Below are 20,890 nucleotides of genomic sequence, written 5' to 3'. Positions count from 1 at the left end.
CCGGGCAGACAGCAGGGGGTCGCGTTCGGGAACGAGCGCGGCCCTTTTTGCTGTGTGGCGCTATTGCGACTCTGCCGCCTTCCCCTTGCGCGCGCTGCGTTATAAGGCCGGGAGGATGAAGCATTTGCCTGTGTCGGCGCCCGGAGAGGTGCGATGATCGGACCATCGGCGCTGGCCATGGTGCTGGCCGGTGCGGTGCTGGCGCTGCTTATCGTCGGTGCAGGCTGGGCGCTCTTTATTGGATTGCAGGCTAGGGCAGAGGGCAAGTCTGCGCTTGTTGAAAATGATCGGCTATCGGCAATGCTCGCATCGGCGCCTGCGTTATCGCTGATCATCCGCCCCGATGGCCGGCTGACCATGCCCGATCGACTGGCGGACTGCCTTGGACTCTCCCCACCGCCGCGGGACTTGGCTGACCTGTCACGCGACGATTCGGGCATCGATGCTGCGGATTTCGCCGTGCTTACCGATGATATCGAGGCGGCGCAAAAGTCAGCGCGGTCGTTTCAGCGATCGGTGCGCGTGCAGGGATCGGCGCGCACCTTGATGATCAAAGGCCAGCGCGCGCCGCGTGAACTGATGGTGCCCGGGGGCGTGGTGCTTTGGGTTTTTGACGCAAGCGAAAGTGAGGCCGAGATCGATCGTTTGAGCAGTGAAGCTGCGCGCTATCGCGATGCTTTTGAGGCGCTGACCGGGCTGATCGAGGCGGCACCGTTACCGATGTGGTATCGTGGGCCAGATCTGCGGTTGATGATGGTCAATTCCGCCTATGTCGATGCGGTCGAAGGACGCGACGGCGAGGACGTGATCGCGCGCGGGCTCGAACTGGTCGAGGAAGTGGGCGGTCGCGGGCCGATCGCCAGCGCGATCGCAGCGCGCGATATGCAGCGCCCTCAGAGCCAGGCCGTGCCCGCGACGATCAAGGGTACCCGAAAGATGCTTCGGGTGTTCGATGTGCCGCTACCGACCGGTGGGATCGCCGGGTTTGCGGTCGATATCGAGGAGCTCGAGCAGGCGCGAACGGGAATCAAGCGCTTTGGCGAAGCCCAGCGGGCGCTGCTCGATCGGCTGTCGGCTGGTGTCGTCCAGTTCGCGGCGGACCGGACGCTGGCGTTCTGTAACCAGCCGTTCCGGCGGCTGTTTGCGATGCGCAATGAATGGCTGGTCGACCGACCCGAATTCGACCGGGTGCTCGAACGGATGCGCGAAGCCAACCGTCTGCCCGAAGTGCGCGATTTCCCGGGCTGGAAGGCCGAGCGCCGCGAGTGGTTCGCGGCGGCCGACAGCCAGATCGAGGAAAACTGGCTGCTGCCTGGCGGCGTTCATCTACGTGTGGTCGCGCAGCCTTTGCCGGATGGTGGCCTGCTGCTGATTTTCGAGGATCGCACTGAACAAATCCAGCTCGCCAGCGCGCGCGATACATTGCTGCGGGTTCGCACCGCGACCTTCGACAATCTGTTCGAGGCGCTCGGCGTGTTTGCTGCCGATGGGCGATTGCAGCTCTGGAATAACCGCTTCCGGCTGACATTGGGGCTGGAGGAGGAGTTTCTTGCGAGCCATCCGCGCGTCGATGCGCTCGCCAAGGCCGCGGCCCCCAAGCTGGCCAGCGCGGGCAAGGCCGTGTTGATCAGCGAGCTGGTCCGTTCCGCCACCGTCGAGCGATTGCAGCGCGGCGGGAACCTTGCCTTTGCCGATGGCCGTCATTTCGAGTTCGCCGCCGTCCCGCTGCCCGATGGCAACGCGCTGTTCACGATGCTCGACATCACCGACAGCCACAAGATCGAACTGGCGCTGCGCGATCGCAATGAAGCGCTGGAAGCAGCAGACCGGGTGAAGACGAACTTCGTTGCCAATATGAGCTACGAACTTCGGACCCCGCTCACCTCGATCAGCGGTTTCGCGGAGATGCTGAAGGGCGGCTATGCGGGCGCGTTGCCCGATACCGCGCTCGACTATGTGACGGCGATTATGGAATCCGTTGAACGGCTTGGCGGGCTGGTCGATGATGTGCTCGATCTCACTCAGAATGACGCCGGGACGGCGCCGGTCGAGCAAGGCGAGGTCCATCTCGATCTTCTGGCGCGCGGCGTGGCGGCCAAGCTGGCAGGGCTGGTTGAGGCACGAAAGCTCGATTTCGCGGTAGAGATCGCACCCTCGGCAGGCATGGTAGCGGGGGATGAGCGGCGGCTGGCGCAGGTGATCGAAAATCTCTTACGGCACGCGATTTCGGGCACACCCGAGGGCGGGCGCGTGCTGTTGCATGCCGATGGCACGGCGACGTCCGCGCGGATTGTCGTTTCCGATAATGGCCGGGGCATGAGCGAAAAGGCGATTGCGCGCGCCTTTGATCGCTTTGCCGAACCGGGGCTCACCCGCAGCGGCGAACGGGCGCTGGGGCTCGGCTTGCCGCTCGCTAAGCAATTCGTTGAAGCCCATGGCGGCACGATCGCGCTCTTATCGGAACGCGGGCAGGGGACGCTGATTACCGTTGAGTTGCCGCGCCAGGGCCGCGCCGCGGCATGAGCGACCAACCCAAGCCGATCCTCCTCATCGATGCCGATTCCAGCCACCGCTTTGGCGCGGCGCTGGCGGTACTGGTCGGACCGGGCGATGTCATCACGCTGGCCGGTACACTTGGTGCAGGCAAGACGAGCATCGCGCGCGGGCTGCTGGCGGCGCTGGGGCTGCCGGGCGAGGCACCTTCGCCGAGCTTTGCGATCGTCCAGCCCTATGCCCCGCCGGAAACCCGGTTGCCCGTGCTGCATGTCGACCTATACCGAATCGATGACCCGGCAGAGATTGACGAGCTGGGGCTGGATGAGGGCGCGTCGGACTCGCTGTTGATCGTCGAATGGCCGGAACGGGCACCACCCGGTTACTGGCCGCACGCGCTGGCAATCACGCTCGAATTCACCGAAGACGGCGCGCGCCGCTTGACAGCGCAGGTGCCCTTGTCATGGAAAGCGCGATGGTCCCGGATATGACACCCCCGCCCGCCGCCCGCGGCTTTCTGGCAACGCATGGCTGGGGAGCGGCGGATATCGTGCCGCTGGCCGGGGACGCATCGTTCCGGCGCTATTTCCGGGTGGTCGATGCGGGACGCAGTGCGGTGCTGATGGATGCGCCGCCGCCGCATGAAGACCCGCGTCCCTTCGTCGACATCGCGCGCTGGCTGCACGAACGCGGGTTCGCGGCACCAGCGATCCATGCGCTCGACCTCGACGAAGGCCTCGTGCTGATCGAGGATTTCGGGGATGATCGGATGCGCGAGGCGATCGATGCCGATCCAGTCCGCGCGCTGCCGCTCTATCGATCAGCGGTCGATATTCTGATCGGTCTGCACCAGCAGCCCCAGGCCGTGCTTCCGCCCTATGACCGAGCGGTCCTCCACCGCGAGGCCAATCTGCTGACCGAATGGTATTGCCCGGCCGTGGGAATCGATGCCGATCAGGCGGGCTATAGCGCGGCTTGGGACGCGGTGTTCGATGTCGCACTCGCCGATGTGCCGGTGACGGTGCTGCGAGACTATCATGCCGAAAATCTGATGTTGATAGAGGGTGGCGGGCTGGGGTTACTCGACTTCCAGGATGCGCTGGCGGGGCACCCGGCCTATGATCTGGTGTCGCTGCTGCAGGATGCACGTCGCGATGTGGAGCCGGAGATCGAGCGGGCGATGCTGGCGCATTATACCTGTACGACCGGCGCGGATGCGGCGTTCGATGCCGCTTATCACGTCCTTGGTGCCCAGCGGAACGCCAAGATCATCGGTATCTTCACGCGGCTGTGGCAGCGCGACGGCAAACCCCGCTATCCCACGCTGTGCCCGCGGGTGTGGCGCTATCTGGAGCAGGATCTGGCGCATCCGGCGCTTGCGCCTGTCGCCGACTGGTTCGCCGCGCAGGTGCCACCGTCGCATCGTGGCGATCCAATGGCGATTGCCGGCCGATGAGCGCAGTGCGCACGCTGGCGATCCGCCCCGATCCCGGCGGCGTCGTGCCTGAAACCGCGATGGTGATGGCGGCCGGGCTCGGCAAACGGATGCGCCCGCTCACCGCGACGCGCCCCAAGCCGTTGGTTGAAGTGGCGGGCAAGCCGCTGCTCGATCATGCGCTTGATCGGCTGCGCGGGGCGGGGATCCGGCGCGCGGTGGTGAATGTGCATTACCTCGCCGATTCGGTTGAAGCTCACCTCGGCCGCCGCGATCAGGGACTGGAGATCGTGTTTTCCGATGAGCGCGCGCAGCTGATGGAAACGGGCGGGGGCTTGGTGCAGGCACGCGGGTTAATCGGCGATGCCCCGTTCGTGACGGTCAATAGCGATAATCTGTGGGTCGACGGGCCCATCGATTCGATCCGCGCGCTCGCGGCGCAATGGGATGATGCGCGGATGGATGCGCTGCTGCTGATGGTGCCGCTCGCGCGGGCGCATTGCCATGCCGGGCGGGGCGATTTTCATCTCGATGCCAATGGCCGGATTACCGGGCGGCGACGCCCCGGCAGGCTCGCACCGTTTGTGTGGACCGGGGTGCAGATGCTGTCGCCCCGGCTGATTGCCGATTGGCCGGAGGGGCCGTTTTCGACCAATATCTTCTGGGATCGCGCGATTGCCGCCGGGCGCGCCCATGGCATTACGCATCAGGGCCTGTGGTTCGATGTCGGCACGCCGGGCGCGATTGCCAAGGCAGAGGCAATCCTGGCCGATGGCTGATCGGGCAGCGCGGCGCTGATGGCCGATCGCGCCGGGCCCCAGCTGTTCACGATACCCGCGCACCGCGCCTTTGCCGATGCGCTGGCGGCAGGGCTGATCCGGCGGTTCGGGCGCGATCCGATGCTGCTGGCGCGCGGCATCGTGCTGCTTCCCAATAATCGCGCCAAGCGGACGATTACCGACGCGTTCGTGCGCGCCAGCGGCGGCGGGTTGCTGCTGCCCCGGCTCGTCGCGATTGGCGATGCCGAGGCAAGCGAGGCGGCGGGTGCGGCGATCGATCCGGCGGATGACGACGCACCCGTACCGCCTGCCATCGCGCCGCTCACCCGGCAGCTGATATTGGCGCGGCTGGTGAGCGAGGAGCGCGCACGAGCAGGAGCACCAATCGATGCGGCTGAGGCGGTTCGGCTGGCGGGGGAGCTTGCCCGGACGCTCGATCAGATGCTGGTCGAGGAGGCGTCGCCACGGGCGCTGCGCAATCTTGAGATAGCAAGCGAGCTTTCAAACCATTGGCAGCGGGCATTGGCGAGTTTTGAGGTGGTGCTCGATCGCTGGCCGCAGGAACTTGCCCGGATCGGGGCGATCGATCTGGCGGATCGCCGCGCGCAACTTCTCGAGCGACTCGGGAAGCGGTGGCATGCATCACCACCGCCGGGCTTTGTCTGCGCGGCAGGCATCACCACCGCCGCCCCGGCGATTGCCCGGCTGTTGCGGGTGGTGAGTGACTTGCCGCAGGGGATGGTCGTATTTCCTGGCCTCGCAACCGAGATGGACGAAGCCGAATGGCAGGCGCTGGGGCCGCACGCCCGTGATCCCGCCACAGGGCAGCGTCGGCGCTCGATCGAGGCGCATCCGCAGTTTCAGTTGAAGCTGCTGCTCGATCGGATGGGGGTGAACCGCACCGAAGTGCTGACGTGGCGTGAGGGCGGCGGGCATGATGCCGGCGCGGTGCGCGGGCGCGCCGTTGCCAATGCGCTGGCGCCAGCCGAATTCACCGGCAAATGGACCAGCCTGCCCGCCGAAGCGCGTCGGCTGAGTGGTGTTCGTGTTTCGGAACTGGTGACTCCGGCGGCCGAGGCGCAGGCGATAGCGCTGGCGCTGCGGGAGGCGCTCGAAACGCCGGGCAAGACCGCCGCGCTGGTGACGCCCGATCGGGCGCTCGCGCGCCGGGTGGCGGCGCATTGCGCGCGTTGGGGCATCGCCATCGACGACAGCGCCGGGCGGCCGCTGTCGATCCTGCCGTCGGGCACGTTGTTGACCGTGCTGGCCGAGGCCGCAGCACAGGATTTCGCACCGCTGGCGTTGTTGGCGCTGTTGAAACATCCGTTGGTCCGTTTCGGCGAGGCGCGGCTGGCATGGCTGGAAGGCGTGCGCGCGCTCGATCTGGCGCTTCGCGGCCCGCGCCCGGTGACCGGGCTCGACGGGATCACCGCGCATCTGCACGACGGCGACAAGCGGACAGCGCATATTCGCCGGGCGGCGGCAGCCTGGTGGCCCGAAGCCGCAGCGTTGCTCGCGCCGATCGCAGAGGTGTTCGGCAAGGGGGCGCAACCGCTCGACCGGCTGATGGCGATGCTCCGCGAAACGGCGCAGGCACTGTGCGGCGATGCGATGTGGAGCGGGGTCGCCGGGCGTGCGGCAGCGCAACTGCTGGCCGATATAGAGGAGCAGGCGGGGGCAGGCCCTGCGCTGGTCGATCCGCAAAGCCTTGCCCCGTTGCTGCGCACGCTGATGGATGATGTCGCGGTGCGTCCACCACAGGGCGGGCATCCCCGATTGGCGATTTACGGGCTGATCGAAGCACGGTTGCAGACCGCGGATCTGATGATCCTAGGGGGGCTGAACGAGGGCGTCTGGCCGGGCCAGCCTGCGCCGGACCCGTGGCTCGCACCGCGCATCCGCACTGAATTGGGGCTGCCGGGGCTCGATCGCCGGATCGGGCTGTCCGCGCATGATCTGGCGGCGGCGCTGGGTGCGCCCGACGTGTTGATCACCCGGTCGCGGCGCGATGCCAAATCGCCGGCAATCCCGTCGCGCTTCTGGCTGCGGCTCGAGGCGATGTCAGGCGGGTTGCCGCGTGCGCGTGACCTGGAGGGCTGGGCGACCGCACTCGATACGCCAGCAACGCATGATCCCGCCGATCGGCCAGCGCCCGCGGTGCCTGCCGATCTGCGCCCGAAGCGAATTTCTGTGACTGAGGTCGATCGGCTGAAGGCTGATCCTTATGCCTTTTATGCGCGCCGGGTGCTGGGGCTGGAAACGCTCGACCCGGTCGATGCCGATCCGAGCGCGGCGTGGCGGGGTACGGCGGTACATTCGATCCTCGAGGCCTGGGCGAAGGAAGATCGCTGCGCGCCAGACAAGTTACATGCGCGGGCAATGGCGATGCTGCGTGATGCCCGCACCCACCCGATGATGCGCGCGCTGTGGCAGCCCCGGTTGATCGAGGCGATCGACTGGATCGTCGCGGAGATGGACAAACAGGCGGAATCAGGACGGCAGGTGCTGATCGCCGAGGAAACCGGCAAGATCATGATCGCCGGGGTCGAGTTGCGCGGCACCGCCGATCGGATCGACCGACTGGCAGAGGGCGGTCTGGGGATTGTCGATTACAAGACGGGCAAGGCGCCCTCGGCAGCCGCCGTACGCGCCGGGTACAGCCTGCAACTCGGTCTGCTGGGGCTGATTGCCGAGCGGGGCGGGTTCGACAAGATCACCGGGACGGCGGGTGAGTTCGAATATTGGTCCATGGCGCGCAGCGGCAACGGGTTCGGCAAGGTGAGCACGCCTGTCGACCCGGAGGGCAAACGGGACCGGATCGTCACTGCCGATTTCACCAAAATCGCTGCACATAATTTCATCGAGGCCGTTGCCACTTGGTTGACCGGGGACGAACCCTTCACCGCCAAACTCGTCCCCGAATATGCGCCCTATGCCGATTATGATCAGCTGATGCGTCGCGACGAATGGTATGGCCGCGATGCGCGATAGTCCGGCCAATCTGCCTCATCTGATCGGCAATCAGGCGCTGGCGAGTGCGCCCGACGCGCATGTCTGGCTGTCGGCATCAGCGGGCACCGGCAAGACACAGGTGCTCGCAGCGCGGGTGTTCCGATTGTTGCTGCGCGGCACCGATCCGGCGGCGATCCTGTGCCTCACCTTCACCAAAGCGGGGGCGGCGGAAATGGCCGGGCGGATCAGCGCGCGGCTCGCGGCCTGGGTGCGGATGCCCGAACCGGCGCTGAAGAAAGATCTGTTCGCGCTGGGTGAAGCGCATAACGACCCGTTGGTCGTCGCCCGCGCACGCACGCTGTTCGCCAAGCTGCTCGATGCGCCCGGCGGCGGCATCCGCATCCAGACGATCCACGGCTTTTGCCAGGGGCTGTTGGCGAGCTTTCCGGTCGAGGCGGGACTGTCCCCCGGCTTTCGCCCGATCGAGGCACGCGAGGAAGCAGTGCTACTGCGCGAGACGTTGGCGGGGGTGCTGGTCGATGCCGAAACGCAGGGCCAGGCGGGGATCATCGAGGCGATTGGTGCGCTCAGCTTGCGGCTGGGGGAGGGGGGTGCAGAGGAATTTCTCCATGCTTGCGCCCGGTCGCCGGCCGCGATGGCTGCACTGCCCAGCGGGATCGCACCGTTCATCCGCCGCGCGCTCGACTTGCCGACCGGCGATATTGGCGAGGTGATCGCCGATTTGTGCGTAGACGAAGAATTCGACGTCGATACGGTGCGCCGTATCGCCGCTGCCAACCGTGCCTGGGGTACCAAAACCGGCAACAATCAGGCCGATATCGCCGAATGCTGGGTGGAGGCGACACCCGCCCAACGAGCGACAATGCTCGCCGATTTGCGCGGTGTGGTGTTCACCAAGGAAGGCGAACCGCGCGCTTATCAAAAGAAACTGCTGGAAGCTGATTTCGATTATGCCGAACTGGCCATCGCCATCGGCGAACGCTGCACCCTGTTGCTGGGGCTCGTCCAGCGGGCAGCCTATGGCGATTTGCTGGCGGCGGCGCTGGGTGCGGGACGGGTCTATGCCGATGCCTATGCGCGCGCCAAGCGCCGGATCGGCGCGGTCGATTTTGATGATCTGATCCGCCATGTCGTCGATCTGCTTGGCCAGCCCGGCATGGGCGACTGGGTCCGCTACAAGCTCGACCAGACCACCGAACATATTCTGGTGGACGAGGCGCAGGACACCAATTTGCGCCAGTGGAAGATCGTTGAGGCAATGGCGGGCGAATTTTTCGCCGGGTTGGGCGCCCATGGCGATCGGACCCGCACCTTGTTCGTGGTCGGTGATTACAAACAGGCGATTTTCGGGTTTCAGGGGACTGACCCGCTCTATTTCGCCTGGGCCGAAAAGCTGTTTCGCGAAAAAGCCGAGGTGCTGCTGGACAATCTGTCAGCCGAAGCGACGGCGTTCAATCAACTGTCGCTGACGCATAGTTTCCGCTCGACCAAGCCGATTCTCGAATTTGTCGATGCCGCGATCGGCGCGATCGACGCACCCGGGCTGGGGCAAATCGGCGCGCTCGAAGCCCATGCCAGCGAAGTCGCAGGACCTGGCCATGTCACGCTGTGGCCCCCGACAATTGCCGGGGCGAACGAGGCGGATGAGGAGGAGTGGATCGACGATGCCACCCGTGCGCTCGCCAAGCAGATTGCGCGGCAATTGAAGGCATGGCTCGACCCCGCCGATCCGCTGATGCTGGAGGCCAAGGGTCGGGCGTTGCGGCCTGAAGACGTGATGATCCTGGTCAAGCGGCGTGGTGAGCTTGCCTCGCTGATCGTCGCGCGGCTGTATGCCGAGGGCGTGCCAGTGGCTGGCGTCGACCGGCTGCGGCTGAACGCACCGCTGGCGGTGCAGGATCTGCTCGCGGCGATCCGATTTGCGCTGCAGCCCGATGATGATCTGTCGCTGGCGAGCCTGCTTGTCTCGCCTCTGCTCGGGTGGACGCAGGAAGATTTGCTCGCTGCTGCAGCACCCCGCTTACCGGGCAGCTTGTGGCGGCAGTTGCGCGCGCAGCAGGCGGATGAACGGTTGCAGCCGCTCTACGATCTGCTCGCCCGCGCGGATATTGCCACCCCGTACCAGTTGCTGGAGGAGTTGCTGTCCGGCCCGCTCGATGGTCGCCGCAAGCTGATCAACCGACTGGGGCAGGAGGCGCGCGACCCGATCGAGGAGTTGCTCAGCGCAGCGCTCGAATTCGAAACGCTCGGCACACCGTCGCTGCAGGGCTTTCTCGACTGGTTCGATCGCGGCGATGTGGAAATCGTGCGCGACCCTTCCGCGCCGCTCGATGCGGTGCGCGTGATGACTGCGCATGGTGCCAAGGGACTGCAAGCCCCGCTGGTGATCCTTGCCGACGCGACCGTCGATCCCAGCCAGACGCCACGATCGATCCTGCGCTGGGCGCCGGAGGACCATCCGGAGGCGTTCCCGATCTTCAGGCCCAAAGCTGCCGAACGCGGCGGTCCACTCCTCGATCTGGTGGCAAACGTGCAGGCGCGCGAACTGGAGGAGCATTGGCGGCTGTTTTACGTTGCAGCGACGCGCGCCGAGGAGCGGCTGGTGATCGCGGGTGCGCTCGGCCCGCGTGCCAAAGGCGTGCCGCCAGTGGCGAGCTGGTATGCCGCCGCCGACCGGGCGCTGACGGTATTGGGGGTCGAGGCGGTCGAGGGCGAGCGTCACTTTACCGGCACTGCCCCAGCACGCCCCATTGACCGACGCAAGGGGGATGCCGAGGCGCTTGCCGATGCCGTCGTGCTGCCCGCCTGGGCAGCCGCACCCGCACCAGTCGAAGCGCGCCCGCCGCGTCCGCTCGCGCCGTCGTCGCTGGGATTGGACGGGGTCGCTGATCCGCCGCCCGATGCGGTGATGCGCGCAGCGGCGGAACGGGGGAGGCTGATCCACGCGCTGCTCGAACGTTTGCCGGCCGTTGCGCCGGATGATCGACGGGTGGCGGCGGATCGCTGGTTGCAGGCTGCCGGTGGTGTTGCGGACGACGTTTCGCGTCGCGAGATCGTCAAGAGCGCCTGCGCCGTGCTGAGCGACCCGCAATTCACCGAGCTTTTCGGGACGGATGCCCTTGCCGAAGCGCCGATCGCCGCCGTCGTTGCAGGCGGCTTTGTGGTGTCAGGTACGGTCGACCGGCTGCTGGTGAGCGACACCAAGGTTCGGGTGATCGATTTCAAGACCGGGCGCCGCGCGCCCGCCGGTCTAGCCGATATTCCGCCCTATCATTTGCGCCAAATGGCCGCCTATGCCGAAGCGCTTGCGGTGATCTTTCCCGGGCGGATGATTGAGGCTGCCTTGCTCTACACCGCCAGCCCGGTGCTGTTCGTGTTGCCGCCCGATCTGCTGGGTGCGCACAAGCCGCCCTTTGATGCCACGTATGAAAGCTTGGGACAGCTGGCTTGAGACAGAACCGCACCCGGCCTATCTGATGACCATCAGGAGAAAATGACATGGCGACGACCAAAGTAAGTGATGCAACCTTCGACAGCGATGTGCTGAAGGCCGATCAGCCCGTGCTGGTGGATTTTTGGGCGGATTGGTGCGGCCCGTGCAAGGTGATCGCACCGAGTCTCGAGGAACTGTCCGATGAACTGGCCGGGCAGGTGACGATCGCCAAGGCCAATCTGGACGATGCCGAAGAAATGGCCGCCCGCTTCGGCGTGCGCGCGATCCCCAACCTCGTGCTGTTCAAGGGCGGTGAGGAAATCGCGCGCTTCAGCGGTGCGGCCCCCAAAAGCAAGCTGAAGGCCTGGCTTGAAGGCGCGCTCGCTTGACGGGCGCTACCTATAGCGGGATTACATTTAGTTGAATCAAAACCCATTCCGTTCGTGTCGAGCGAAGTCGAGACATCCTGCGTAGCGCTTTTGGCCTGTTGCTCGACATCGCTCGAAACGAGCGGGCCAAGGTAACGTCATCAAACTCTAAACTTCGGCTCGATCAAGCCGCCGTTCGCCCTGAGCGAAGTCGAAGGGCAAGAGCAACGCTTGGGCTTCGACTGCGCTCAGCCCGAACGGCTGTGGCATGTGGCAGGAACTTAGGGATTGGGACTCAAGCTGCGCGCAAAATCTGCCCGATCCGCGGGAAGTGCACCGCTACTGCGCCGACCCGCGGATCGTCGCGCAGCAGCACGATGTCGCGGGCAGTGCAGCGGAGCAGCGTGCCGGTGACGGTGTTGGCACCAGGATCTTCGGTGCGGATGGCGACGTGCTGACCCTCGGTGAAGCCGCAGCCATCGTCGATCTGTGCGGTGGTGGCGGGCGTTGCCGCGAGGGCGATGTCGAGTGCGGCTTGCGCGGTCATATCGATCCGCTCGCCGTGACCGATGGCGTCGCACCGCGCGATCCAGGCGGCAACATGGGGGAAGGGGGCGAGCCGCGCGTCCTTCAACCCGAACCCGGCCTGAAACCAAACATTCATGCCCATCGCGCAATCGGCATAGCCGGGCGCATCGCCGCCCAGAAATGCGCGACCATCCGCTAGCGCATCGTCAAGTCGCGCAAGCCAGCCAATGAACTGCGCGGTCTGATGCGGGGCGGCTTTCTTCATCCGCTCGCGGTCCATGCCGAATAGGGCCTTACGGTCTTCGAAAAACGCATCGTCGATCTGGTCTGCCACCACCGCCATCGCGGAGCCGACGGCATGGCTGAACGTCGCGCCGCCTGCCTGCATCGCCACCAATGCCCCCAACCGCCCAAGTGGTGCCGGGAACAGCGTCGGTTCAGGTTGAAACGCCTCGATCGCCTCGATCGCGATGGCGGTGTCGCAGTAAATGTCTGCACCAATCTGCACCACAGGCGTTTTGCGATAGCCACCGGTCAGCGGGGTCAGCTCGGGCTTGGGGGCCATGTTCGGGATGATGACCGAGTGCCATCGTGCACCCTTGATCCCCAGCGCGCGGCGAACGAGCTCCGCATAGGGTGAGCGTGGATAGTGGTGCAAAATGATATCGGTCATGCAATTTCCCCTGATGCGTTGGCGTGGCGCTCGATCGGTCGGACGCGGATCGTTTCGGCGAAGCGCAACAGATAGCCGTCGGGATCTGCGATCACAAACTGGCGAACCGTGACGATATCGGTTGCGCGACGATAATCGCGTTGCTCAAGCGATTGCACGGGCACCACACCGGCAGCCATGGTTGCGGTATGGACGGAATCGACCGACGTGACCGTAATCTGGAGGTTGATACCGCGGCCAAATGGCTTTTCGAGCGGCCCGGCGAGCCAAATTCGACCAATGGGCTGCTCGATCATCAACGCTGCATTCTCGCGCTCAAGATAGGCGAATTTCTCGGTGTGCCGCGCATAGCCGATCCGGAAACCAAGGACCGTCGTGTAGAATTCGAGGCTATGGTCGAAATCGCTGACGTACAGTTCGGGCACCAGCGATGGCGGCATCTCAGCTCCGGTAATCGGCGTTGATCGAAATATAGCCATGCGTCAGGTCGCACGTCCAAACCGTCGCGCGGCCATCGCCCAGGCCGATGTCGACGCCGATATCGATTTCCTGCCCCTTCAGATGCGCGGCGACGGGGGCTTCATCATACCCCTCAACCGCCAGACCATCATGGGCGACTTGCGTGGTGCCGAAGCGGATCGAGAGCCGATCGCGGTCGGCGGGTTCGCCTGCCTTGCCGACCGCCATGACGACACGGCCCCAATTGGCGTCTTCCCCGGCAATCGCGGTTTTGACGAGCGGGGAATTGGCGATCGACATACCGATTCGGTGGGCGCTTCTGTCACTTTCCGCACCGGTAATGTCGATGCGGATGAACTTCGATGCGCCCTCTCCGTCGCGCACGACGAGATGGGCAAGCTGCAGGCAGAGATCGCTTAGGGCGGCCCGAAAAGCGTCGGCACCCGGGGATTCGGCATCGACTAGAGGCGCGTTGCCGGCCTTACCGGTCGCAAAGGCGAGAACGGTGTCGCTGGTCGATGTGTCGCTGTCGACGGTGATGCACGAAAAGCTGGTTCGGTTGGCATCGCGGAGGGCGGTTTGCAGGAATGCTGGATCGACCAAGGCATCGGTAAAGATGAAACCGAGCATCGTCGCCATGTCTGGTGCGATCATGCCCGAACCCTTGATGATCCCCACGAGCGTCACCGTTCGGCCATCGACCACGCCGGATGTCACGGCACCCTTGGCGAAGGTGTCGGTCGTGCCGATCGTGTTGGCGGCATCCTCCCAGCTGCAAGGGGTTGCCTGCAGTGCGGCATCGATCCCGGCTTCGGCCTTGTCGATTGGCAGCGGTACGCCAATCACGCCCGTTGAAGCGACGAACACGTCCGACGGCTGGCAATCGAGTGCGCTGGCGATCCGTGCGGTAATCGCTTCGACAGCAGCCCTGCCACGATTGCCGGTAAAGGCGTTGGCGTTGCCCGCATTCACCACCAAAGCGCGCGCCGACCCAAGCGTGAGCGCGGCCCTACACCATTCAACTTCGGGCGATGGGCATTTGCTGGTTGTTGTGACGCCTGCAACAACGGTCGTCGGATCGAGCGTAACCAGGGTTAGATCATATCTGTCCCACGCCTTATATCCTGCTCGCGCAACCTGGACGGTGACCCCGGCAATCGGGGGCAAATCCGGAAAGCGATCTGGGGCGAGCGGCGAGCGGGATGACATGGATCGACTCTGAGCCTAGAAGGAGGGGGAATGCAGGGGGTGTTAAAGTGCGTACAACCGATGGCAAGGTAACAATCGTTCGGCGAGCAATACTTGGCACGTTGATTTTATGGGCTCCACTCGCCCTTCCTGCGCAAGCCGGGCAACGGCCTCTTGCTGCCCAGGCAAAAGTTGCTGCGAAGGCACCTTCCGCCTCAGCCCCTGCCGATCCTGTCGCCACCGGGGTGACGCCAATCGGCAATCCGGGTGACTGGTTTCCCCTTGATTCCTATCCCCCCGAAGCGCGGATCGCATCGCAGGAGGGGCGTACGCAATTCTCGCTGGATATCGATGCGGCTGGGCGGATTACCGGCTGCAACATCATCGAATCGAGTGGTTCTGATCTGCTCGATTCCACCACCTGCAGCCAGCTGATCGCGAACGGGCAGTTCAAACCGGCGCTCGATAGCAACGGCAACCCGGTGAAAGGGACCTGGAAATCAGCGATGCGTTGGCGATTGAGCGATGTTGAGGACGCCAAGGAATAGCGAAAAAGCGCATCGCTTTGCGGTGATGCGACTTTCATCAGCGATGGACGTTACGCATCCGACTGCTTATGTGCGACCGCGCCCATGTGATTGCTTGGCCTGATACGGAAGACCCGATTGGAACTGCTGCTTATCCTCTCCGCGTTGCTGAGCGCCCTTACCGGCGCGGTGGCGAACGGCCGGGCACCGGAAGTGCGGTTGCATCAGACGGTGTCGAGTACGCGCCTGCTTGCCGTCGGTTCCTCGACCGCACGGCATCGCCCGGTGCATCACGCAGCACCGACTTTGCCCGCACGTCTCGGTGTTGCCGCAGCGCCAGTGATCGCTGTCACCCGTCCGCTGGCCTTCGCCCCAATCTATATGGGTCGCCGACGCGAATAGCGCGCGGCCCCGTCGACGCCAAACGCGGTCGACTTTTTTCGCAAACCTTTTTCGCGTGGCGACCCCGTTCGGTCGGTCATGCCATTCCCAGAACATAGGATAGCATCATGCTCGGTGGCCTCGCCAAAACCATTTTCGGATCGTCGAACGATCGCTACGTCAAATCGCTCGGCGCAATCGTGAACAAGATCAATGCGTTCGAACCGCAGATCGCAGCGATGGATGACGCGACACTTTCTGCGCAGACCGCCGTGTTCCGCGAGCGGCTGGCCAATGGTGCGACGCTCGATGATCTGCTGCCTGAAGCGTTTGCAACGGTGCGCGAAGCTGCCAAGCGGACGCTGGGCCAGCGTCATTACGACGTGCAGATGATTGGCGGTATTGTGCTCCACCGCGGCGAGATTGCCGAAATGCGCACGGGCGAGGGCAAGACGCTGGTCGCGACGCTCGCCAGCTATCTAAACGCACTGCCAGGCACCGGCGTGCACGTTGTGACAGTGAACGATTATCTCGCGGCGCGTGATGCCGAATGGATGAGCAATGTTTATCGCTATCTGGGGATGACGACCGGCGTCATCGTACCGAACCTGACCGATCAGCAACGCCGTGATGCCTATAACGCCGACATCACCTATGCGACCAACAACGAACTCGGCTTTGATTATCTGCGCGACAACATGAAGTACGACCGCGAATCGATGGTGCAGCGCAAGTTCAACTTTGCGATCGTCGACGAGGTCGATTCGATCCTGATCGACGAAGCCCGCACCCCGCTGATCATCTCTGGGCCCACAGACGATAAGACCGATCTGTATCTGCGCGTCGATGCGATCGTGAAGCAGCTTGATGCATCGACTTATGAGCTCGACGAAAAGCAGAAGTCGATCATCCTGACCGAAGCGGGCACCGAGCTCACCGAGCGGATGCTGGAGGAAGCCGGGCTGCTCGAAGGCAGCAACCTGTATGATTTCGAGAACACCCAGGTGGTGCACCACGTCAACCAGTCGCTGCGCGCAAACAAGATGTTCAAGCGCGACACCGATTACATCGTCAAGGACGACAAGGTGATCATCATTGATGAATTCACCGGCCGCATGATGGACGGACGACGCTGGTCCGATGGCCTGCACCAAGCGGTGGAAGCCAAGGAAGGTGTTGCGATCGAGCCCGAGAACCAGACGATGGCGTCGATCACGTTCCAGAATTATTTCCGGATGTATCCAACGCTCTCGGGCATGACCGGGACTGCCGCGACCGAGGCAGCCGAATTTTTTGACATCTACAAGATGAACGTCGTCACCATTCCCACCAATGTGCCCGTGAAGCGGGTCGACGAAGAAGACGAGTTCTACAAGAACACCCAGGACAAGTTTCAGGCGATCGCCAAGAAGATCAAGCACCATGCCGAACTCGGGCAACCCGTGCTGGTCGGCACGGTCTCGATCGAGAAATCCGAGCTGTTGAGCGAGTTCCTGGTAAAGGAAGGCGTGGTGCACGAAGTGCTGAACGCGCGCCAGCATGAGCGTGAGGCGCACATCGTGGCGCAGGCGGGCCGCAAGAGCGTGGTGACGATCGCCACCAACATGGCGGGCCGCGGGACTGACATTCAGCTGGGCGGCAATATCGAGTTCCGCATCAATGACGAGCTGGTCGGGCTCGCCGAAGGACCGGAGCGCGAGGCGGCGATCGAGCGGATCAAAGCCGAAGTCGCTGCCGAAAAGGCCGAGGTGCTCGCGGCCGGTGGCTTGTTCGTGCTCGGCACCGAACGGCATGAAAGCCGCCGCATCGATAACCAGTTGCGCGGACGTTCAGGCCGCCAGGGCGACCCGGGCCTCAGCCGCTTCTATCTGTCGCTCGACGACGATCTGCTGCGAATCTTCGGGCCAGACACGATGTTTGCGAAGATGATGCGGTCCAACATCGCCGATGGTGAGGCGATCGGATCGAAATGGCTCAGCAAGGCGATCGAGACCGCGCAGCGCAAGGTCGAGGCGCGAAACTATGACACCCGCAAGCAGGTCGTTGAATATGATGACGTGATGAACGATCAGCGCAAGGTTATCTATGAACAGCGCAGCGACATCATGGACGCCGATACCGTGGGCGACGTTGTGTCTGACATGCGATCGGAAACCGTGAACACGCTGGTCGGCACGGCGTGCCCGCCCAACAGCTATCCCGAGCAATGGGATATCGAGGGGTTGCGCGCGAGCGTTCAGGACATGCTGGGCATTGATCCGCCGTTCGATGCTTGGCTTGCCGAGGAAGCGATCGACCCTGAACTTGTCGAGGAACGCGTGCGCGAGGCCGCCGATGCGCACGTAACCGCCAAGGCAGAGGCGCTCGATCCGGAAACCTGGACGCAGGTCGAGAAGTCGATCCTGCTCCAGAATCTCGATCACCACTGGAAGGAGCATCTCTCGACGCTCGATGCGTTGCGCCAGGTCGTGCACTTGCGCGCCTATGCGCAGAAAACGCCGATTAATGAGTATAAGCAGGAGGCGTTTGCGCTGTTCGAACGCATGCTCGGGACGATTCGCGAGGACGTGACCAAGACGATCGCGCACGCCCAGTTCCAGCTGCAACCGCAAACGTCGCTGCCTGATCTTCCCGATTTCATCACATCGCACTTCGACCCGTTTACCGGGCTGGACGACAGCAACGATATCGACGGTGGCAATAATCTTGGCCTAGTCACGACGCGCATCGCGCCGCTGACAATGCCGCGCCTTGAAGGCAATGAATTTGGTGATGATCCCTCCCAGTGGGAAGGACGCGTGAGCCGGAACGCGCCGTGCCCCTGCGGATCGGGCAAAAAATACAAGCAGTGCCACGGGGCGCTGTAACAGGCTGGAACGCGCGCATCATCGCTGGATGATCGCGCGCTTGCCCCGGCGTGCATCGCTGCTATAGACCATCGCCGACTGGCGCTGTCCTTGCGGGCGTGGCGGAACTGGTAGACGCAGCAGGTTTAGGTCCTGCCATCGCAAGATGTGGGGGTTCGAGTCCCTTCGCCCGCACCAGTCCCGCTGCCTTGCAGCCGGGACTGCCCTTCTAAGAATTAGCTGACGAAAAGAGCCAAAATGCAGACTGTTGAGACGTTGAACGAAGGCCTGAAGCGCGCTTATTCGCTCAAGATCACCGCCAAGGATATCGAATCGCGCGTCGAAGCGGAGATTAAGAAGGTCGCTCCGCAAATTCGCATGCCCGGTTTTCGGCCCGGCAAGGTGCCCGCCAACCTGGTACGCAAGATGCACGGCCCGGCGCTGACTCAGGACGCCCTTAACACCTCAATTCAGGACGGCATCCAGCAGCTGATCAGCGAGAAAAAACTGCGACCAGCGATGCAGCCTTCGGTCGCGCTCGATGATGGTTATGAAATCGGCAAGGACGCCGAGATCACGGTAACGCTTGAAGTGCTGCCGGAAGTGCCAACCCCAGCGATCGAAGGGCTGACGCTGGAGCGCCTCGTGGTGCCGGTGGATGATGCTGCCGTCGATGCGCAGCTCCAGCGCTTTGCCGATCAGCAGAAGCGATTCGAAGACGCCCCGAAGACGCACAAGGCTAAGACGGGCGATCTGGTTGTTATGGATTTCGTCGGCAAGGTTGACGGCGTGGCGTTCGATGGTGGCACGGGTGAGGACATGTCAGTTGAGATCGGCACCGGTCGCCTGATCCCCGGCTTCGAAGATCAGCTGATCGGCGTGAAGAAGGGCGCAGAGCTCACGATTAACGTCAATTTCCCCGATGATTATGCGGCTGAAAACCTGAAGGGTGCTGCCGCGACGTTCGATCTGGTGATCAAGGACGTTCGCACCCCCAAGGAAGCCGCGATCGACGAGGAACTGGCGACCTCGCTAGGGCTTGAGAGCCTGGAGCAGCTGCGTGGTCTGCTGAAAGGGCAGATCGAGCAGGAGCATAACGGCCTGACGCGCACCCACATGAAGCGCAAGCTGCTCGATCAGCTCGCCGTCGGCCATGATTTCGAAGTGCCGCCATCGATGGTGGAAGCCGAATTCCAGCAGATCTGGGCGCAGCTGCAGCATGAGGCGAGCCATGAGGCCGATCCTGCCGAAGCAATTGCTGAAATGGAGGCTGAGCGCGGCGATTACCTCGCCATTGCCGAGCGCCGGGTTCGCCTAGGGCTGTTGCTGTCCGAAATTGGCCAGAAGAATGGTGTCGAAGTGACTCAGCAGGAAATGAACCGGCTGATCGCACAAGCGGCGCAGCAATATAGCCCGGAGGAGCGCACGCGCTTCATCGAATATGTGCGGCAGGAGCCGATGGCCGCCGCTCAGCTGCGCGCGCCGCTGTACGAGGACAAGGTTGTCGACTGGCTGTTCGAGAAGGCAACGATCACCGAGCGCGAAGTAACGCGCGAGGAAATCGAAGCGGCGATCGAAAGCGAAGACAGCCATGTCCATGGCCCGGGTTGCGGCCACGATCACGATCATGACGCCAAGCCAGCCGCCAAGGCCAAGAAGGCGGCGCCCAAAAAGGCGGCTGCAACGGAAGACGCTGCTGAACCTGCGGTCGAGGAAGCTGCAAAACCTGCCGCCAAAAAGGCAAAAAAGGCAGCTGAGCCTGCGGTCGAGCATGCTGACGCTGAGCCCGCCGAAGCCAAGCCCGCCAAGAAGCCTGCTGCCAAAAAGGCCGCTGCCAAGAAGGCGGATGCCTGATCACGACTTGTTTGTCTTTCCCGCCTATGACCTATCGATCGTGATGGGAGTTGGCAGGGATGAACGAGTTGGTGGCCGGATCAGTGCTGCGTGAGGCGGGTAGGGCGTTGGAACAGGCGATGAGCGATGTGCCCGTGATCGCTGTGCTGCTGCCCTGTTACAACGAGGAAGCGGCGATTGCGCAGACCGTGGCGGGGTTCCGCACGTCGCTGCCGAACGCGACGGTCTATGTCTATGACAACAACAGCAGCGACCGCACCGTCGAGGTAGCGCGGGCGGCTGGTGCGGTGGTGCGCAGCGAGCGGATGCAGGGCAAGGGCAATGTCGTTCGCCGCATGTTCGCCGATATCGATGCCGATATATATGTCATGGCTGATGGCGACGCGACCTATGATGCGCCGTCTGCCCCCGCGATGGTCGCCCGCATGGTTGACGAGCAGCTCGACATGGTCGTGGGATCGCGCGTCACGCAGGTGCAGGAGGCCTATCGGGCGGGGCATCAGCTGGGCAATGCGGTGTTGACCGGGATGCTGACCCAGCTGTTCGGGCGGAGCTTCACTGATATTTTATCGGGTTACCGTGTGTTCTCCAGGCGATTTGTGAAAAGTTTTCCGGTGCTGACAGGCGGGTTCGAGATCGAAACCGAAATCAGCGTCCACGCGCTCGAGCTAAAAATGCCGGTCGCCGAAATTGCGACGCCCTATTATGCGCGGCCGGAAGGGTCGACGTCGAAGCTCAGTACATATCGTGACGGTTTCCGGATTTTGCGCACCATCGCCACGTTGTATCGGATTGAACGGCCAATGCTGTTTTTCGGTGCGATCGGTGCGGTGCTCGCGCTCTCAGCGTTGGTTCTCAGTGTGCCGCTGGTATCTACTTATCTCGAAACAGGTCTCGTGCCGCGGCTCCCGACCGCGGTGCTGGTGACGGGGCTGATGATCCTTGCCGCGCTG

General features: G+C 63.6%; 15 protein-coding genes and 1 tRNA gene. 13 read left to right on the top strand and 3 right to left on the bottom strand.

Annotated features, from left to right (window positions below):
- The first annotated feature begins 153 nt into the window (after positions 1-153).
- The 7 genes from B7Y49_RS01530 to trxA are packed head-to-tail and all read left to right on the top strand — an operon-like array spanning position 154 to position 11,502.
- The gene (locus B7Y49_RS01530; RefSeq protein ID WP_374125790.1) at positions 154-2,523 is read left to right on the top strand and encodes a PAS domain-containing sensor histidine kinase; all 2,370 of its coding nucleotides are present in this window, start codon (positions 154-156) and stop codon (positions 2,521-2,523) included.
- On the top strand, positions 2,520-2,984 hold the full coding sequence (gene tsaE, locus B7Y49_RS01525; RefSeq protein WP_374125789.1) for a tRNA (adenosine(37)-N6)-threonylcarbamoyltransferase complex ATPase subunit type 1 TsaE: 465 nt from the start codon (positions 2,520-2,522) through the stop codon (positions 2,982-2,984). Before B7Y49_RS01530 ends, tsaE begins: the two co-directional genes overlap by 4 nt.
- Entirely contained in the window at positions 2,981-3,949 is a 969-nt protein-coding gene (locus tag B7Y49_RS01520) for an aminoglycoside phosphotransferase family protein (protein WP_374125808.1), read from the top strand. Before tsaE ends, B7Y49_RS01520 begins: the two co-directional genes overlap by 4 nt.
- The gene (locus B7Y49_RS01515) at positions 3,946-4,707 is read left to right on the top strand and encodes a nucleotidyltransferase family protein (protein WP_374125788.1); all 762 of its coding nucleotides are present in this window, start codon (positions 3,946-3,948) and stop codon (positions 4,705-4,707) included. The genes B7Y49_RS01520 and B7Y49_RS01515 overlap by 4 nt, the downstream gene beginning before the upstream one ends.
- An 18-nt stretch (positions 4,708-4,725) precedes the next feature.
- Positions 4,726-7,698 carry a double-strand break repair protein AddB gene (gene addB / locus B7Y49_RS01510; protein ID WP_374125787.1) on the top strand — a complete coding sequence of 991 codons (2,973 nt, stop codon included), beginning with the start codon at positions 4,726-4,728 and terminating at the stop codon, positions 7,696-7,698.
- On the top strand, positions 7,688-11,131 hold the full coding sequence (gene addA, locus B7Y49_RS01505; protein ID WP_374125786.1) for a double-strand break repair helicase AddA: 3,444 nt from the start codon (positions 7,688-7,690) through the stop codon (positions 11,129-11,131). The genes addB and addA overlap by 11 nt, the downstream gene beginning before the upstream one ends.
- A gap of 47 nt (positions 11,132-11,178) precedes the next feature.
- Positions 11,179-11,502 carry a co-chaperone YbbN gene (trxA, locus tag B7Y49_RS01500; RefSeq protein WP_374125785.1) on the top strand — a complete coding sequence of 108 codons (324 nt, stop codon included), beginning with the start codon at positions 11,179-11,181 and terminating at the stop codon, positions 11,500-11,502.
- A gap of 274 nt (positions 11,503-11,776) precedes the next feature.
- Here trxA and B7Y49_RS01495 read toward each other — a convergent pair whose 3' ends face one another.
- From B7Y49_RS01495 to argJ, 3 genes are read right to left on the bottom strand one after another with little or no spacing between them, the layout of a single operon-like run.
- Positions 11,777-12,682, bottom strand: a complete 906-nt coding sequence (locus B7Y49_RS01495; RefSeq protein ID WP_374125784.1) for a glutathione S-transferase family protein — start codon at positions 12,680-12,682, stop codon at positions 11,777-11,779.
- Positions 12,679-13,122 (bottom strand): VOC family protein, encoded by a 444-nt coding sequence (locus tag B7Y49_RS01490; protein ID WP_374125783.1) that lies wholly within the window; start codon positions 13,120-13,122, stop codon positions 12,679-12,681. The genes B7Y49_RS01495 and B7Y49_RS01490 overlap by 4 nt, the downstream gene beginning before the upstream one ends.
- A 1-nt stretch (position 13,123) precedes the next feature.
- A complete protein-coding gene (argJ, locus tag B7Y49_RS01485) occupies positions 13,124-14,350 on the bottom strand; it encodes a bifunctional ornithine acetyltransferase/N-acetylglutamate synthase (protein ID WP_374125782.1) in 1,227 nt (408 codons plus the stop codon).
- A 47-nt stretch (positions 14,351-14,397) separates the two neighbouring features.
- Between argJ and B7Y49_RS01480 the strand changes: the two genes are divergently transcribed.
- The 6 genes from B7Y49_RS01480 to B7Y49_RS01455 all read left to right on the top strand — a co-directional run.
- On the top strand, positions 14,398-14,877 hold the full coding sequence (locus B7Y49_RS01480; protein ID WP_374125781.1) for an energy transducer TonB: 480 nt from the start codon (positions 14,398-14,400) through the stop codon (positions 14,875-14,877).
- Between the two features lie 117 nt (positions 14,878-14,994).
- The gene (locus B7Y49_RS01475; protein WP_374125780.1) at positions 14,995-15,258 is read left to right on the top strand and encodes a hypothetical protein; all 264 of its coding nucleotides are present in this window, start codon (positions 14,995-14,997) and stop codon (positions 15,256-15,258) included.
- Positions 15,259-15,365: 107 nt separating this feature from the next.
- On the top strand, positions 15,366-18,104 hold the full coding sequence (gene secA, locus B7Y49_RS01470) for a preprotein translocase subunit SecA (RefSeq protein ID WP_374125779.1): 2,739 nt from the start codon (positions 15,366-15,368) through the stop codon (positions 18,102-18,104).
- Between the two features lie 92 nt (positions 18,105-18,196).
- A tRNA-Leu gene (locus B7Y49_RS01465) sits at positions 18,197-18,281 on the top strand.
- A gap of 60 nt (positions 18,282-18,341) precedes the next feature.
- Positions 18,342-19,937, top strand: a complete 1,596-nt coding sequence (tig, locus tag B7Y49_RS01460) for a trigger factor (protein ID WP_374125778.1) — start codon at positions 18,342-18,344, stop codon at positions 19,935-19,937.
- Between the two features lie 119 nt (positions 19,938-20,056).
- A partial coding sequence (locus B7Y49_RS01455; RefSeq protein ID WP_374125807.1) for a glycosyltransferase family 2 protein occupies positions 20,057-20,890 on the top strand: 834 nt, incomplete at its 3' end.

Source organism: Sphingomonas sp. 28-62-11, from assembly GCF_002278865.1.
Lineage (GTDB): Bacteria > Pseudomonadota > Alphaproteobacteria > Sphingomonadales > Sphingomonadaceae > Sphingomonas.
This window is presented reverse-complemented; position numbering and strand designations above follow the sequence as displayed.

What these genes read in the sequence shown, in the direction of transcription:
- tig (WP_374125778.1), top strand. Translation starts at nt 18,342, where the DNA reads ATGCAGACTGTTGAGACGTTGAACGAAGGCCTGAAGCGCGCTTATTCG.
- secA (WP_374125779.1), top strand. Translation starts at nt 15,366, where the DNA reads ATGCTCGGTGGCCTCGCCAAAACCATTTTCGGATCGTCGAACGATCGC.
- B7Y49_RS01520 (WP_374125808.1), top strand. Translation starts at nt 2,981, where the DNA reads ATGACACCCCCGCCCGCCGCCCGCGGCTTTCTGGCAACGCATGGCTGG.
- tsaE (WP_374125789.1), top strand. Translation starts at nt 2,520, where the DNA reads ATGAGCGACCAACCCAAGCCGATCCTCCTCATCGATGCCGATTCCAGC.
- B7Y49_RS01515 (WP_374125788.1), top strand. Translation starts at nt 3,946, where the DNA reads ATGAGCGCAGTGCGCACGCTGGCGATCCGCCCCGATCCCGGCGGCGTC.
- B7Y49_RS01495 (WP_374125784.1), bottom strand. Translation starts at nt 12,682, where the DNA reads ATGACCGATATCATTTTGCACCACTATCCACGCTCACCCTATGCGGAG.
- B7Y49_RS01530 (WP_374125790.1), top strand. Translation starts at nt 154, where the DNA reads ATGATCGGACCATCGGCGCTGGCCATGGTGCTGGCCGGTGCGGTGCTG.
- argJ (WP_374125782.1), bottom strand. Translation starts at nt 14,350, where the DNA reads ATGTCATCCCGCTCGCCGCTCGCCCCAGATCGCTTTCCGGATTTGCCC.
- B7Y49_RS01490 (WP_374125783.1), bottom strand. Translation starts at nt 13,122, where the DNA reads ATGCCGCCATCGCTGGTGCCCGAACTGTACGTCAGCGATTTCGACCAT.
- trxA (WP_374125785.1), top strand. Translation starts at nt 11,179, where the DNA reads ATGGCGACGACCAAAGTAAGTGATGCAACCTTCGACAGCGATGTGCTG.
- addB (WP_374125787.1), top strand. Translation starts at nt 4,726, where the DNA reads ATGGCCGATCGCGCCGGGCCCCAGCTGTTCACGATACCCGCGCACCGC.
- addA (WP_374125786.1), top strand. Translation starts at nt 7,688, where the DNA reads ATGCGCGATAGTCCGGCCAATCTGCCTCATCTGATCGGCAATCAGGCG.